Genomic DNA, 14,430 nt, shown 5'->3' with positions numbered 1-14,430 from the left:
ACCATAGGCGGTTGACGAGCCCGTTACGGCCTTTCCTGCTCCTTCGAGCGCAGCTTGCCGTCGCTGTAACACAGCTTGTAGTACACCTCGGCGTTGTGCGACGTCTGGTACCGCGAGCACCCGTCGACCCCGAGCTGCCCGATACCGAACTGGCCCATGACCTCCTCCTCGGTCGTGACGCCCACCTTCAGCGAGTCGAAGTACGGCGCGTTCATCTGCGTCGGGTTGAACAACGCGAACAGCAGCAGCACGATCAACGCCCCGGCGATCGGCAGCAACGTCAACAGCCCGAGGCACCCGCCGCCCACCACGCGCGGCACGGTCAAAACCTCGGCCGCGAGTGGCGGTGGCACCTCCGCGACCTCGGCGACCGGTGCGACCGACGGGTGCAGGGGGATGTCCGCCGCGACTCGGAAGCCGCCCTCGGCCGGTGGGCCTGCGCTGAACGAGCCGCCGAGCAGGCCGACGCGTTCCTCCAGGCCGACCAGACCGCGTCGGGCACCCTTGCTGGGAGGCGCGAAAGACGGGCCGTTGAGCACCTGGATTCGCACCCGTCCGCCCTGGACGGCGACCTGCACGCGCGTGCGGGCCTGAGGGGCGTGCTTGCGCACGTTGGTCAACGCCTCGCGGACCACCCGGTGCACCGCGCGCCGGGTTCGAGGGTCGGCGCCGTGCAGGTCTTCGCCGGACCAGTCGAGCGAGGCGGAGGAACCTTCGACCAGCGCGGCGATGTCGGAGCGGGTGCCGGTGTCCTCGTCGAGCGACTCGGGTTCGGGACTGGTTCGCAGCACGCCGAGGATCTCGCGCAGCTCGGCCATCGCGAGTGACGACGTGGTGCGGATCAGCTCGGCCTGTTCGTGCAGCTGCGGTGCTTTCCGGGCGGTCGCCAGCTCCAGGGCTCCGGCGTGGATGGAGATCAGGCTGAGCCGGTGGCCGAGCATGTCGTGCATCTCGCCCGCGATGTGCGCGCGTTCCTCGGAACGGGCCGAGGCGGCGGTCAGCGCGCGGGCGCGTTCGAGGTAGTCGTTGCGCTCCTGCAGCAGGCGGAGCATCGGCCTGCGGCGGCCGAGCAGCATGCCGGAGACGGCGGGGAAGAGCACGAAGAACACCGAACCGATGACCGAGCCGGTCAGCGACTCCCAGAGCGGCATGGTCCGGTAGCTCTCCTGGCCCAGGCTGAACGCGCTCTGCAGCACCGTCATGATGCCGAGCACCGCCCACAGCCGGCCGAGCCGCGTGATGCGCCGGGACGCGGTGAAGACCACGAACGTCGTGATGGACTGCGCCCAGAGGTTGTTGACCGCGAACAGCGGTGCGGTGAGCAGCAGCGCCCACTCCGGTTTGCGCGGTGCCAGCCACATGATGGCGGCGATCCACAAGGCTGACGCGACGGTCAGCAACGGGTGGGGAACCGGGGCCAGCGGAGCGATCAGCGGCACCAGGCCTACCAGGAACGCGAGCGACGGCCAGACGTACCTCATCGGGCCAGCTCCTTCTTCGTGGACAGCACACCTTTCTTGTCGAAGCACAGCTCGAAGTCGCGGCCGGGTTCGGCGCGTGCGGGATAGCGGAAGCACCCCGCGTTGTCCGACGGCACGCCGAACCCGAACGTCTCGGTGACCTCCTCCTCGTGCGCCACCGACACCTGGAACGCGTCGAACTCCTGACGGCTCATCTCGGCCCGGCTGAAGATCGCGACGATGAGCAGGACGAACGCCGTGCCGAGCGCCGGAACGACGGACAACGTGGCGAGGCAGCCGCTGCCGACCACGCGGGGCACGGTCAGGATCTCGGCGGTGATCGGTGGCGGCGCCTCCGTCACGGCACCCGCCGCGCCCGTCTCCTCCGGCACCACCGGATGCGCCGGCAGGTCGGCCGCGACCCGGAACCCGCGGGCGTTCAGTCCGGCGCTGAACGACCCGCCGACCAGCTCGACCCGTTCCTCCAGCCCGATGAGCCCGCGCCGGGTGCCGCCGCCCCTCGGCTCACCGCTGGGACCGTTGACCACCTCGACCAGCACGCGTTCGGCCACGAGCACCGTTACGCGCGTTTGTGCGGACGGCGCGTGCTTGTGCACGTTCGTGAGTGCTTCACGCACGACCCGATGCACCGCTCTCCTCAGCCGTGCGTCGGCATCGGCCAGATCGTCACCGGTCCAGGTCAAAACAACGGACACGCCCGCAGCAGCAGACGCAGCCACGAGCCGTTCGACGTCCGCGCGCGTGCCGGCGTCCTCACTGGCTTCGATCGTTCCGAGCACACCGAGGATCTCGCGCAGTTCATCCATCGCGACGGCGGACGTCTTGCGGATCAGCTCGACCTGTTCGCGCAGCTCCGGGGCTTGCTCGGCGGCAGACTGCTCCAGCGCGCCCGCGTGCGCCGTCAGCTGTCGGAGCCGGTGGCTGAGCATGTCGTGCATCTCGCTCGCGATGTGCGCGCGCGTGTCGGACCTGGCCGTGCTCGCGGTCAACAGCCGTGCGTGTTCCAAGTAGTCGTTGCGTTCCATCAAGACCTGCGTCAACGGCTTGCGCCGCCCCACGAGCGCACCCGACACCGCGGGAAAGATCAGCAGGAACACCACGGTGAACCCGGTCCCGAACAGGTACTCGAACCAGCTGTCCCCGGCACGCCACGCGTGCAGTGCGCCGAACGCCGCCTGCAGCACCGCAGTGACGCCGATCAGCGCCCACAGCTGCACCTGTGAACGCATGGACCGGGCGGCGCGGAAGATCACGAGCGACGTCGGGGCGATCGCGAGCAGGTTGTTGACCGCGTTCAGGGGAGCTGTGAGCACGATCGCCCAGCGCGGGTAGCGAGCGCTGATCGGCACCAGCGCCGCGGCCCACACCGCCGAGGCCACGATCAGCCACCAGTGCACCGGCCGGCCGAGCGGCGCCACCAGCGTGACCAGCGCCAACAGCAGGGCACCCGCCGCCCACAGCCCGTCGCGCACCTTCACGTTCACGCTGATCATCATGGCCGACCCCCGCCGACCCTCCCAGCGCCACCTGGCCCGCATCGCCAGCCAAGTGGCCATGCATGTTTCTCACGGAACGCGGGGCCCCCGCGTTTCCCTGTCGGGCACGCGGGGCCCCCGCGTGCGGTGAGAGCGAACGAAAGCTCCCCGCGTGCGCATTCCAGTTGAGTGAGTTTGCATGACCGTGCATAATCATGCGTATGACAGTGAGGATCGCGGTCGCGGGCGCCAGCGGATACGCGGGTGGCGAGCTGCTCCGTTTGCTACTTGCTCATCCGGACGTCGAGATCGGCGCGTTGACGGCGCACAGCAGCGCCGGTGACCAGCTGCTCAAGCACCAGCCGCACCTCCTGCCGCTCGCGGACCGTCAGCTCCAAGACACCACAGTCGAGACCCTCAAGGGGCACGACGTGGTGTTCCTCGCACTTCCCCACGGTCACTCAGCCGAACTGGCCGGGCAACTCGGGGACGACACCGTCGTGATCGACTGCGGTGCCGACCACCGGCTGACCAGCGCCGATGACTGGACGCGGTGGTACGGCGGCGAGCACGCGGGCACCTGGCCGTACGGGCTGCCGGAGCTTCCCAACCAGCGGGACAGGCTCGTCGGCGCGCGCCGGGTCGCCGTTCCGGGCTGCTATCCGACGGTCTCCTCGCTGGCGCTCGCCCCGGCCGTGGACCTCATCGAGGACGAGGTCGTCATCGTCGCCGTGTCGGGCACCAGTGGCGCCGGCAAGTCGCTGAAGCCGAACCTGCTCGGCTCCGAGGTCATGGGCTCGGCCAGCGCGTACGGCGTCGGCGGCGCGCACCGGCACACCCCGGAGATCACCCAGAACCTGAGCGCCGCGGCCGGGCGTCCGATCAAGGTCAGCTTCACGCCGGTGCTCGCGCCGATGTCGCGGGGCATCCTCGCCACTTGCACGGCCACGTTGAAGGACGGCGCAAACGTTCGCGAGGCCTACGAGAAGGCGTACGCGAACGAGCCGTTCGTGCACCTCCTGCCCGAAGGATTCTGGCCGACGACGAACGCGGTTCTCGGTTCGAACGCCGTCCAGATGCAAGTCACCGTCGACGAGGACCTGGGCCGGCTCGTGGTCGTGGCCGCCGTCGACAACCTGGCCAAGGGCACCGCGGGTGCCGCTGTCCAGTGCATGAACCTCGCTCTCGGACTGCCGGAAACGACCGGCCTCTCGACCGTTGGAGTCGCTCCGTGAACCGCAACAAGGGCGTCACCGGACCCCAGGGCTTCCGGGCCGCCGGGATCGCCGCCGGGATCAAAGAATCCGGCGCTCTCGATCTCACGCTCGTCGTCAACGACGGGCCAACCGATGCCGCCGCAGGTGTCTTCACCACCAACAAGGTGAAGGCCGCGCCGGTGTTGTGGTCGCAGCAGGTGATCGGGTCCCGACGCCTCACCGCGGTCGTGCTCAACTCCGGCGGCGCCAACGCGTGCACCGGTCCCGAGGGCTTCCAGGACACGCACGCCACCGCGGAGAAGGTCGCCGAGGTGCTCGGCACCGGCGCCGTCGACGTCGCGGTGTGCTCGACCGGCCTGATCGGCGAGCGCCTGCCGATGGACAAGGTGCTCACCGGCATCGAGAACGTCGCGAAGGAACTGGACTCCACCGTCGAGGCCGGTCTCAACGCCGCCACCGGCGTCATGACCACGGACAGCCGCCCCAAGCAGTCGTGGAAGGCGTCCGAGCAGGGCTGGTCGGTCGGCGGGTTCGTGAAGGGCGCGGGCATGCTCGCACCGAACATGGCCACGATGCTGTCGGTCATCACCACCGACGCGAAGATTTCCGGTGAGTCCCTGGACAAGGCGCTGCGCACCGCGACGGGCCGCACGTTCGACCGGCTCGACGTCGACGGCGGTACGTCCACCAACGACACCGTCCTGGTTTTGGCTTCGGGCGCATCGGGTGTCGAGCCCTCGTTCGAGGACTTCGTCGCGTTGCTGACCGAGGTCTCCGCCGACCTGGTCAAGCAGCTCCAGGGCGATGCCGAGGGTGTGACGAAGGAAATCAGCATCACCGTCAAGCAGGCCGCCACCGAGGCCGAGGCCGTCCTGATCGGACGGACGGTCGCCGAGGACAACCTCGTGAAGACCGCGTTGTTCGGCAGCGACCCGAACTGGGGCCGCATCGCGATGGCACTGGGCCGCGCCGACGCCGAGATCGACCCGGACGTGCTGCAGATCCTGATCAACGGCGTTTCGCTGTACCGCAACGGAACCCGTGACCGCGACCGAAGTGAAGCCGACCTGTCCGGCCGCGAGATCGAGATCGTCATCGACCTCAACGTCGGTGACGCCGAGGCCACCGTGCTGACCACGGACCTGTCCCACGACTACGTCGAAGAGAACAGCGCTTACTCCTCATGAACGCACAAGAGAAGGCGGCAGTCCTCGTCGAAGCGCTGCCGTGGCTGGAACGTTTCCGCGGTGCGCTCGTGGTCGTCAAGTACGGCGGCAACGCCATGGTCGACGACGAGCTGAAGAAGGCGTTCGCCGAGGACATGGTGTTCCTGCGGCTGTGCGGCCTGCGCCCGGTCGTCGTGCACGGCGGTGGCCCCCAGATCAAGTCGATGCTGGACAAGCTCGGCATCCACAGCGAGTTCCGCGGCGGTCTGCGCGTCACGACGCCGGAAGCCATGGACGTCGTGCGGATGGTCCTGGTCGGCCAGGTCGGGCGTGAGCTCGTCGGCCTGATCAACCAGCACGGCCCTTACGCCGTGGGGATTTCCGGCGAGGACGCGCACCTGTTCACGGCCACCCGTCGCGGCGCGATCGTGGACGGCGAAGAGGTCGACATCGGTCTCGTCGGCGACATCACCGAGGTCAACCCGGACGCGGTGCTCGACATCGTGCGTGCGGGCCGTATTCCGGTCGTGTCGTCGGTCGCGCCGGACATCAACGGCGTGCCGCACAACGTGAACGCGGACACGGCCGCCGGCGCTCTCGCGGTCGCTCTCGGTGCGGAGAAGCTCGTCGTGCTGACCGACGTCGAGGGCCTGTACGCGAACTGGCCGGACAAGTCGTCGCTGCTGAACCAGGTGCGCGCCGCGGAGCTCGAGAAGATGCTGCCGGACCTGGAAAGCGGCATGGTGCCGAAGATGGAGGCCTGCCTGCGCGCGGTGCGCGGCGGGGTTCCGCAGGCGCACGTGATCGACGGCCGGCTGGCCCACTCGGTGCTGCTCGAAGTCTTCACCACTGAAGGTGTCGGAACGATGGTCTTGGGGGACAAATGACCACGCGGTGGCAACAGTCCATGATGGACAACTACGGCACACCTCAGCTGGCACTGGAGCGAGGCGAGGGCGCCTACGTCTGGGACACCGAGGGCAAGCGCTACCTGGACCTGCTGACGGGCATCGCGGTCAACGCCCTGGGCCACGCGCACCCGAAGATCGTCGAGGCGGTGACCGCGCAGATCTCGAAGATCGGCCACACCTCGAACCTCTACGTGAACGAGCCCGCCCTGGCGTTGGCCGAACGGCTGCTCGACCTGTGCGGCGTGCCGGGCAAGGTCTTCTTCTGCAACTCGGGTGCCGAGGCGAACGAAGCGGCGTTGAAGATGTCGCGCCGCACCGGCCGCACCAAGATCGTGGCGACCAACGGTGGCTTCCACGGCCGCACGATGGGCGCGCTGTCGCTGACCGGTCAGCCCGGCAAGAAGACGCCGTTCGAGCCGTTGGTGCCTGGTGTCTCGCACATCCCGTTCGGTGACGTGGCTGCTCTTGAGGCCGCGATCGACGACGACACGGCGGCGTTCATCGTCGAGCCGATCCAGGGCGAGCAGGGCGTTGTCATGCCGCCCGAGGGCTATCTGCAGGAAGCACGCCGGATCACCTCCGAGCACGGCGCGTTGTTCGTCCTCGACGAGGTGCAGACCGGCATCGGCCGCCTCGGCACGTGGTTCGCGTTCCAGCAGGCCGGGATCGTGCCGGACGTCATGACGCTGGCCAAGGGCATCGGTGGTGGACTGCCGCTGGGCGCGACCATCGGGTTCGGTGCGGCGGCGGACCTGTTCCAGCCCGGACACCACGGCACCACGTTCGGCGGCAACCCCGTGTGCTGCGCGGCCGCCCTCGCGGTGCTCGACACGATCGCCGCGGAAGGCCTGCTGGAGCACGCCTCGTCCGTGGGCAAGGAGATCGCGGCCGGCGTGGAGGCGCTGCACCACCCGATGATCTCCGGCGTGCGGGGAGCCGGTCTGCTGCTCGGCATCACGCTGCGCGAGGCGGTCTCGGCGAAGGCCGCGGCGGTCGCGCAGCAGGCCGGTTACCTGATCAACCCCATCCAGCCCGACGTCATCCGCCTGGCGCCGCCGCTGGTGCTCGACGAATCCGACGCGCTGTCGTTCGTGGCCGCGCTCCCGACCTTTTTTGAGGAGCAGCAGTGACGTTGCGGCACTTCCTGCGGGACGACGACCTGACGCCCGCCGAGCAGTCGGCGGTCCTGGACCTCGCGGACGTCTACAAGGCGGACCGGTTCACCGCGAAGCCGTTGGCGGGCCCCAAGTCCGTCGCGGTGATCTTCGAGAAGAACTCGACGCGCACCCGGTTGTCGTTCGAGGTCGGCATCGCGCAGCTCGGCGGCAACCCGGTGATCATCGACGGCCGGTCGATGCAGCTGGGCCGCGAGGAGACCATCGAGGACACCTCGCGGATCCTGTCCGGGTACGTCGACGCCGTGGTGTGGCGGACGTTCGCCCAGGCGCGCATGGAAGCGATGGCGTCCGTTTCGCGGATTCCCGTGGTGAACGCGCTGACCGACGAGTTCCACCCGTGCCAGGTGCTCGCGGACCTGCAGACGATCCGCCGCCGTTACGGTCGGCTGGCCGGTCTGACGCTGACGTACCTGGGCGACGGCGCCAACAACATGGCGCACTCGCTGCTGCTGGGTGGCGCCACGGCAGGTATGCACGTTCGCATCGGTGCGCCGGCATCGTTCGTGCCGAACCCGCAGTTCCTCGAGGACGCCAAGAAGCGCGCCGCCGAAACCGGCGGTTCGGTGGCGTTGATCAACGACCCGCAGGCGTCGGTCGACGGCTCGGACGTGCTGGTCACCGACACGTGGACGTCGATGGGCCAGGAGAACGACGGCAAGGACCGCGTCGGCCCGTTCCGCCCGTACCAGGTGAACGCCGATCTGCTGGCCGCCACCGGAAAGCCCGACTCGACCGTGCTGCACTGCCTGCCGGCGCACCGCGGCTGGGAGATCACCGACGAGGTGCTCGACGGACCGCAGTCGCTCGTGTGGCAGGAAGCCGAAAACCGCCTGCACGCGCAGAAGGCGTTGCTCGTGTGGTTGCTGGAGCAGTCGTCATGACCCGCACGGCGCGTCAGGGCCGCATCGTCGAGATGGTCAGCCAGCTCGTCATCCGCAGCCAGTCCGAGCTCGCGAAACTCCTCGCCGCGGAAGGCATCGAGGTCACCCAGGCCACGTTGTCGCGTGACCTGGACGAGCTCGGCGCGGTGAAGCTGCGCGGTCCCGACGGCGGCGCGCCGATCTACGTGATCCCCGAGGACGGCAGCCCCGTGCGCGGCGTCCAGGGCGGCACCACCCGGCTGGCGCGCGTGCTCGGCGAGCTGCTGGTGTCGACGGACTCGTCGGCCAACCTCGCCGTGCTGCGCACGCCTCCCGGTGCGGCGCAGTTCCTGGCCTCGGCGCTGGACCGGGCGGCGTTGCACGAGGTCGTCGGCACGATCGCGGGTGACGACACGATCCTGGTCGTGGCCCGCGAGCCGATGACGGGTGCCGAGCTCGCGGAGCGGATCGCCGCGCTGTCGTCGGGTTCCACCGATGAATGAGCCCGTGCACGCCGTGCTGACGTTCGACGCGGGGGTGCCGGTCGCGGTGGACGGCGAGACCGTCTCCGTGGCGGAGGCGGTCCGCGAGCTCAACTTCCGCGGTGGCGTCGTCAGGTCGAGCTTGGGCTCGGTCGCGGTACGGGTGGCGCGGATGGCTTTGCCGTCGGGTTCCGGCGAGGTCGACGTCGCGCTGTACGAGGGGCGCGTGGTCGGGCTGGTGGCCCGTTCGGAAGAATCTCTTTACGACTTCGCTAGCTGAGAGTTGCGTGCAATGAGTTCTTTGTGGGGTGGCCGGTTCGAGTCGGGACCGGCCGAGGCGATGGCTCGCCTGTCGCTGTCGACGCATTTCGACTGGCGGCTGGCGCCGTACGACATCGCGGGCTCGCGCGCGCACGCCCGTGTGCTGCACGCGGCGGGGCTGCTCACGGACGAAGAGCTCGCCGGCATGCAGAAGGCGTTGGACGAGCTGCTGGCCGACGTCGAGTCCGGTGCCTTCACCCCGGTGCTGGAGGACGAGGACGTCCACACGGCGCTGGAACGCGGCCTGATCGACCGCGCGGGCACCGAGCTGGGCGGCAAGCTGCGCGCCGGCCGGTCCCGCAACGACCAGGTGGCGACGCTGTTCCGGATGTGGCTGCGCGACGGCGCCCGCCGCGTTGCCGCTGGTGTGCTGGACGTCGTGGACGCGCTGGCGGCGCAGTCGGAGTCGAACTTCGGTGCGGTCATGCCGGGCCGCACGCACCTGCAGTCCGCACAGCCCGTGCTGCTGTCCCACCACCTGCTGGCACACGCGCACGCGCTGTTGCGTGACGTCGACCGCCTGCACGACTGGGACGCGCGCGCCGCGTTCTCCCCGTACGGCTCGGGCGCCCTGGCCGGTTCGTCGCTGGGCCTGGACCCCGCCAAGGTGGCCGCTGACCTGGGCTTCTACGCGCCGGTCGAGAACTCCATCGACGGCACCGCGTCGCGCGACTTCGCCGCCGAGATCGCGTTCGTGCTGGCCATGATCAGCGTGAACCTCTCGCGGATCGCCGAAGAGGTCATCATCTGGACCACCGCCGAGTTCCGCTTCGCGGTGCTGGACGACGCGTGGTCCACCGGCAGCTCGATCATGCCGCAGAAGAAGAACCCGGACGTGGCCGAGCTCGCGCGCGGCAAGTCCGGCCGCCTGATCGGCAACCTCGCCGGGCTGCTCGCGACGTTGAAGGCGCAGCCGCTGGCCTACAACCGCGACCTGCAGGAGGACAAGGAGCCGCTGTTCGACTCGGTCGAGCAGCTGGAGCTCCTGCTGCCGGCCTTCGCGGGCATGGTGGCGACGTTGAAGTTCGACGTCGAGCGCATGGCGTCGTTGGCCCCGGCCGGTTTCACCCTGGCCACCGACATCGCGGAATGGCTTGTGCGCCAAGGCGTTCCGTTCCGCGTGGCACACGAGGCAGCCGGTACCTGCGTGCGCGTCGCCGAGTCTCGCGGAGTGGGCCTGGAAGAGCTGACCGACGAGGAGTTCGCGGAGATCTCACCCGCGCTCACCCCCGAGGTGCGCTCGGTGCTGACCGTCGAGGGCTCGATCGCGTCCAGGAACGCCCACGGCGGCACCGCTCCGGAACGCGTCCGCGAGCAGCTCGACGCACTGGTGGCGAAGGCTGCTTCCGCGCGTGAGTTCTAGGTTGCTGACCAGGGAGGAGCTGGCCGTCGACCCGGTCGACGCGGCCCAGCTCCTCCTCGGCGCGTTCCTGGAAGCGGGCGACGTGCGCGTGCGCATCGTCGAGGTGGAGGCATACCGGGGCGGCGACGACCCGGCGTCCCACTGCTACCGCGGCAAGACCCCGCGCAACGAGGTCATGTTCGGCCCGGCCGGTCACCTCTACGTCTACTTCGTCTACGGCATGCACTTCTGCGCCAACGTCGTGTCGTTGACCGATGGCGTTCCCGGTGCCGTGCTGCTGCGCGCAGGTGAGGTCGTATCCGGTGAGGACGTCGCCTTCTCTCGACGCCCGGCCTCGCGTTCTGCAGCCGAACTGGCCAAAGGACCCGCACGGCTGTGCAAGGTCCTCGGGCTGGATCGCTCGCAGAACGGCGTGGACCTTACATCGGCTGACTCGCCCGTGCGCCTGTACGCGGGAGAACCAGTGACCTCGGTCCGTTCGGGCCCTCGCGTCGGTGTCGCCGTGGCGATGGACGTGCCGTGGCGGTTCTGGATCGACTCTCCGGCCGTGTCGACCTACAAGAGAGGCGGCAAGCGCCGCACCTCAGCGTGAAAGCTTGTCCAGCGCTGTCTTGAACTTCCGCTCCAGCTCGGGATCCACCTCGAACACCAGTGGCACCGTCACGTTGATCTGCTCGCCGGCGGTCAACCGCTCGACCAGCGTGTCCGCCACCTCGCGCAGATCCGCCGCGACCGCGTGCATCGCCCGGAGCTGCTGGTCCGCGAACTGCGCCTGGATCCGGGCGGCGACCCGCGCGGGTTCGCTCGCGTAGCTGGTCCCGTGGATCCCGCGGGCCCACTCCAGGATCTCGTCGAACGTCCGCACGAACAGCTCACCGAGGTGCACGATCCGGTCCGGGTCGCCCGGCACCCCTGGCTCTCCGAACGCGGCCTCCTGGGTGTCCGCGGTGAACACCGTCTCCACGGCGACCTTGATGATCTCGCTCAGCACCACGTTGCGGTCCCGGATCAGCGTGATCCCGCTGCCGTGCTCGACGGTCCCGTTGCGCGGCGCGTAGCGGAGGAAGTGCTCCCAGTACTTCGGCTCCAGCTCGCCAAGTCCTTGCGACACAACGGTGACGTAGAGCAGGTACTCCCAGCCGCGCGGCTTCTCCCGTGCGAGCGCCGCCACTGACGTGGGCGTGATCGGTGTCTGTGCCGTGAACTCCGCACGGTGCTGCGCGAGCTTCTGCACAACGGCATCCGCGATGACGTCTGGCTCGTGCACGCGCAGATCGAGGTAGCCGATGGTCGACGGGAGCCCCGGTACCGCGGTGTCATCGATACGGATCGGCAGCACGTACTCGGTGTGCTGCTCCAACGCGCGTGCGAGCGTGACGCGGCGTTGGAGTTGTGCCCACTTGTCCACGTAGTGCTGCGACGTGAAGACGAGCACGTAGCGCGCGCGTCGGGAGTACGCCTCCGAGAAGTACTCGACGAGGTCGAGGCCCCACCACTCGGTCTCGCGTTCCTTGTCGTAGAAGACCTCGACGTTCAGGGCCTTCAGCTGCTGAAGGACCGGAAGCACCAGCTCCCGGTCCTTCTCGGCGCACGACAGGGCGACGTCGAACTCGTACTCGGCCACCCCGCCATTCTTTACGGCCGAACGGTCCGCCGGTACCAGGCACGCCGGTGATCCGCCGGCAGCGCCAGCCGCGTGATCAGGTTCGTCAGCAGCGCGCCGATGATCAGCCACAGCGCCGCGGCCAGGCCCTCGTTGAACAGGACCGCCACGGACTGGTTGTCCGGGGTGAAGAGACCGTCGAGACCCAGGGTGATCCCGCCCGCCCAGCCGGCGACGAACTGGAAGAACCCGTTGCCGGCGTTCGCGCCCGCCACCACCAGGAAGATGTGCACCAACAGCACGATGGCGAACGTCCAGCACACGATGTCGATGACTGCGCAGACGATCCGCACCGTCCGCGCCTTGCGGTAGTCGTCGCGCTCTTCCACAACGCGTTCCTCGACGACAGGGTCGTTCACGCGCGGCATGCGCTCAGTGGGCCGCCGCAACTCGTCACGTGGCTCCGTCATGGCCTTGACGTACCCGGATCGGCACCGGGTCGAAACCCGTTAGACCTGGTAGGCGACAATGAGTGCCGTGAGCGAGCACATCCTTGACGAACTGTCCTGGCGCGGCCTGATCGCGACGTCCACCGACCTCGAAGCACTCCGGAAGGACCTGGACGCCGGCCCGCTCACGCTCTATTGCGGTTTCGACCCGACGGCGCCGTCGCTGCACGCCGGCAACCTGGTCCCGCTGCTCATGCTCAAACGCTTCCAGATGGCGGGGCACCGGCCGATCGTGCTGGCCGGCGGTGCGACGGGCATGATCGGCGACCCGCGCGACACCGGTGAGCGCACGCTGAACTCGCTGGACACCGTCGCCGAGTGGGCCGACCGGATCCGCGGCCAGCTGGAGCGGTTCGTCGAGTTCGACTCGTCGCCCACGGGCGCGATCGTCGAGAACAACCTCAACTGGACGGGCCAGATCAGCGCGCTGGAGTTCCTGCGCGACGTCGGCAAGCACTTCTCGATCAACGTCATGCTGTCGCGGGAGACGGTGAAGCGTCGCCTGGAGAGCGATGGCATGTCGTACACCGAGTTCAGCTACCTGCTGTTGCAGTCGAACGACTACCTGGAGCTGCACCGCAAGTACGGCACCGCACTCCAGCTCGGCGGCTCGGACCAGTGGGGCAACATCGTCGGCGGTGTCGACCTGATCCGCCGCGTCGAAGGCAAGCACGTGCACGCCCTGACCGCGCCGCTGGTCACCGATGCCGAAGGCAGGAAGTTCGGCAAGTCGACCGGTGGCGGGAACGTGTGGCTCGACCCGGAGCTGACCTCGCCGTACGCCTGGTACCAGTACTTCGTGAACGTCGGTGACGCCGACGTGCTCCGCTACCTGCGCCTGTTCACCTTCCTCACGCGTGAGGAGCTGGACGAACTGGAGAAGGAGACGGCGGAGAAGCCGCACCTGCGTTCCGCGCAGAAGCGGCTCGCGCAGGAGTTCACCGACCTGGTGCACGGCGAGCGCGCGACGCAGCAGGTCATCCTGGCGTCGTCGGCGCTGTTCGGCCGGGGCGAACTGCGAGAGCTCGACGCGTCCGTGCTGGAAGCGGCGCTGGCCGAGGCCCCCAAGGGGCAGGTGCGGCTGGCGGACGAGCCCACGATCGTCGACCTGCTGATCGCGTCGGGCCTGGCCGAGAGCCGGGGCGCCGCGCGGCGGACGGTCAACGAGGGCGGTGCCTACGTGAACAACGCGAAGGTGACCGACGAGGAGTGGAAGCCGGCTTCGTCGGACCTGCTCCACGGCCAGTGGCTGGTCCTCCGACGCGGCAAGCGCAACAACGCGAGCGTCCAGGTAGAGCTCTGATCTGCACGTTCTGGTCCCCGAAGGCCGTCGATCCCACTGCGGGTCGGCGGCCTTCGATCTTTCTTGGTGTGACGGCGGCCACAGTGTGCGCGGCTATGGCGCTGCGATAGCGTGTTCGTGGGTCCTGTACGGGGCTGCTGACCTGCGGTTTCTTGATCGCGGGGCGCAGGGGTGCCCCCGATTTGACCCTGAGTTGGCGTGCGTGTAACTTTCTCCATGTCAGCGCGGAACGGGCCGGGAAAACCGGAACGGAGCGCGACGAGGGTCACGAACCAAGCTTCCACGGACTGTGGTAGAGTGGGTGACTGCGAAACGATGAAGACCCAGCCGGTAGCTCGTCTGAGCTCAGAGGCCAAGGGCGTCGGAAGTTTCAAACCAAAAGCTTAAGTACGACACAGCCTCGGATCGAGTCGCCGTGCGGCGGATCGTGATGATGAGCGCGTGTTCTTTGAGAACTCAACAGCGTGCCGAAACACAGCCAGTAATATATGAATTACCTCCTCGTCGAGGTAGTTCCTTTGAGAGTAATACCAGATTGCCAGACATATTCCGTCTGGAGCG

14 protein-coding genes are annotated in these 14,430 nt (G+C 68.5%); 10 read left to right on the top strand and 4 right to left on the bottom strand.

Going from position 1 to position 14,430, the window contains the following annotated elements; all coding sequences use genetic code 11:
• Window positions 1-23: 23 nt before the first annotated feature.
• Window positions 24-1,481, bottom strand: a complete 1,458-nt coding sequence (locus G7043_RS41420) for a sensor histidine kinase (RefSeq protein WP_166054205.1) — start codon at window positions 1,479-1,481, stop codon at window positions 24-26.
• Window positions 1,478-3,037, bottom strand: coding sequence for a sensor histidine kinase (locus G7043_RS41415; RefSeq protein WP_166054204.1), 1,560 nt, complete (start codon window positions 3,035-3,037; stop codon window positions 1,478-1,480). The genes G7043_RS41420 and G7043_RS41415 overlap by 4 nt, the downstream gene beginning before the upstream one ends.
• A gap of 140 nt (window positions 3,038-3,177) precedes the next feature.
• Here G7043_RS41415 and argC point away from each other — a divergent pair, with 140 nt between their 5' ends.
• Genes argC through G7043_RS41370 form a run of 9 tightly spaced genes read left to right on the top strand, consistent with a single transcriptional unit; the run spans window position 3,178 to window position 11,046 of the window.
• Entirely contained in the window at window positions 3,178-4,191 is a 1,014-nt protein-coding gene (argC, locus tag G7043_RS41410) for an N-acetyl-gamma-glutamyl-phosphate reductase (RefSeq protein WP_166054203.1), read from the top strand.
• Window positions 4,188-5,360, top strand: a complete 1,173-nt coding sequence (argJ, locus tag G7043_RS41405; protein WP_166054202.1) for a bifunctional glutamate N-acetyltransferase/amino-acid acetyltransferase ArgJ — start codon at window positions 4,188-4,190, stop codon at window positions 5,358-5,360. Before argC ends, argJ begins: the two co-directional genes overlap by 4 nt.
• On the top strand, window positions 5,357-6,226 hold the full coding sequence (gene argB, locus G7043_RS41400; RefSeq protein WP_166054201.1) for an acetylglutamate kinase: 870 nt from the start codon (window positions 5,357-5,359) through the stop codon (window positions 6,224-6,226). The genes argJ and argB overlap by 4 nt, the downstream gene beginning before the upstream one ends.
• The gene (locus G7043_RS41395; RefSeq protein WP_166054200.1) at window positions 6,223-7,380 is read left to right on the top strand and encodes an acetylornithine transaminase; all 1,158 of its coding nucleotides are present in this window, start codon (window positions 6,223-6,225) and stop codon (window positions 7,378-7,380) included. The genes argB and G7043_RS41395 overlap by 4 nt, the downstream gene beginning before the upstream one ends.
• Window positions 7,377-8,309: an ornithine carbamoyltransferase gene (gene argF / locus G7043_RS41390; protein WP_166054199.1), complete on the top strand. Its 933-nt coding sequence runs from the start codon at window positions 7,377-7,379 to the stop codon at window positions 8,307-8,309. Before G7043_RS41395 ends, argF begins: the two co-directional genes overlap by 4 nt.
• The gene (locus tag G7043_RS41385; protein WP_166054198.1) at window positions 8,306-8,791 is read left to right on the top strand and encodes an arginine repressor; all 486 of its coding nucleotides are present in this window, start codon (window positions 8,306-8,308) and stop codon (window positions 8,789-8,791) included. Before argF ends, G7043_RS41385 begins: the two co-directional genes overlap by 4 nt.
• Complete coding sequence (locus tag G7043_RS50470) at window positions 8,784-9,050, top strand: argininosuccinate synthase (RefSeq protein WP_166054197.1); 267 nt, start codon at window positions 8,784-8,786, stop codon at window positions 9,048-9,050. Before G7043_RS41385 ends, G7043_RS50470 begins: the two co-directional genes overlap by 8 nt.
• A gap of 12 nt (window positions 9,051-9,062) precedes the next feature.
• Complete coding sequence (argH, locus tag G7043_RS41375) at window positions 9,063-10,454, top strand: argininosuccinate lyase (protein WP_166054196.1); 1,392 nt, start codon at window positions 9,063-9,065, stop codon at window positions 10,452-10,454.
• The gene (locus G7043_RS41370; RefSeq protein ID WP_313888344.1) at window positions 10,444-11,046 is read left to right on the top strand and encodes a DNA-3-methyladenine glycosylase; all 603 of its coding nucleotides are present in this window, start codon (window positions 10,444-10,446) and stop codon (window positions 11,044-11,046) included. Before argH ends, G7043_RS41370 begins: the two co-directional genes overlap by 11 nt.
• Here the strand turns inward: G7043_RS41370 and G7043_RS41365 are convergent.
• Window positions 11,038-12,078: a toll/interleukin-1 receptor domain-containing protein gene (locus G7043_RS41365; protein WP_166054195.1), complete on the bottom strand. Its 1,041-nt coding sequence runs from the start codon at window positions 12,076-12,078 to the stop codon at window positions 11,038-11,040. The genes G7043_RS41370 and G7043_RS41365 overlap by 9 nt on opposite strands.
• Window positions 12,079-12,089: 11 nt before the next feature.
• Window positions 12,090-12,527, bottom strand: coding sequence for a hypothetical protein (locus G7043_RS41360; RefSeq protein WP_166054194.1), 438 nt, complete (start codon window positions 12,525-12,527; stop codon window positions 12,090-12,092).
• A gap of 67 nt (window positions 12,528-12,594) precedes the next feature.
• On the opposite strand from G7043_RS41360, the gene tyrS reads away from it, so the two are divergent.
• Window positions 12,595-13,869: a tyrosine--tRNA ligase gene (gene tyrS, locus G7043_RS41355; RefSeq protein WP_166054193.1), complete on the top strand. Its 1,275-nt coding sequence runs from the start codon at window positions 12,595-12,597 to the stop codon at window positions 13,867-13,869.
• The last annotated feature ends 561 nt before the right edge of the window (window positions 13,870-14,430 follow it).

Origin of the sequence: Lentzea alba, assembly GCF_011067745.1 — a bacterium.
In the GTDB taxonomy this organism is placed as follows: domain Bacteria; phylum Actinomycetota; class Actinomycetes; order Mycobacteriales; family Pseudonocardiaceae; genus Lentzea; species Lentzea alba.
This window is presented reverse-complemented; position numbering and strand designations above follow the sequence as displayed.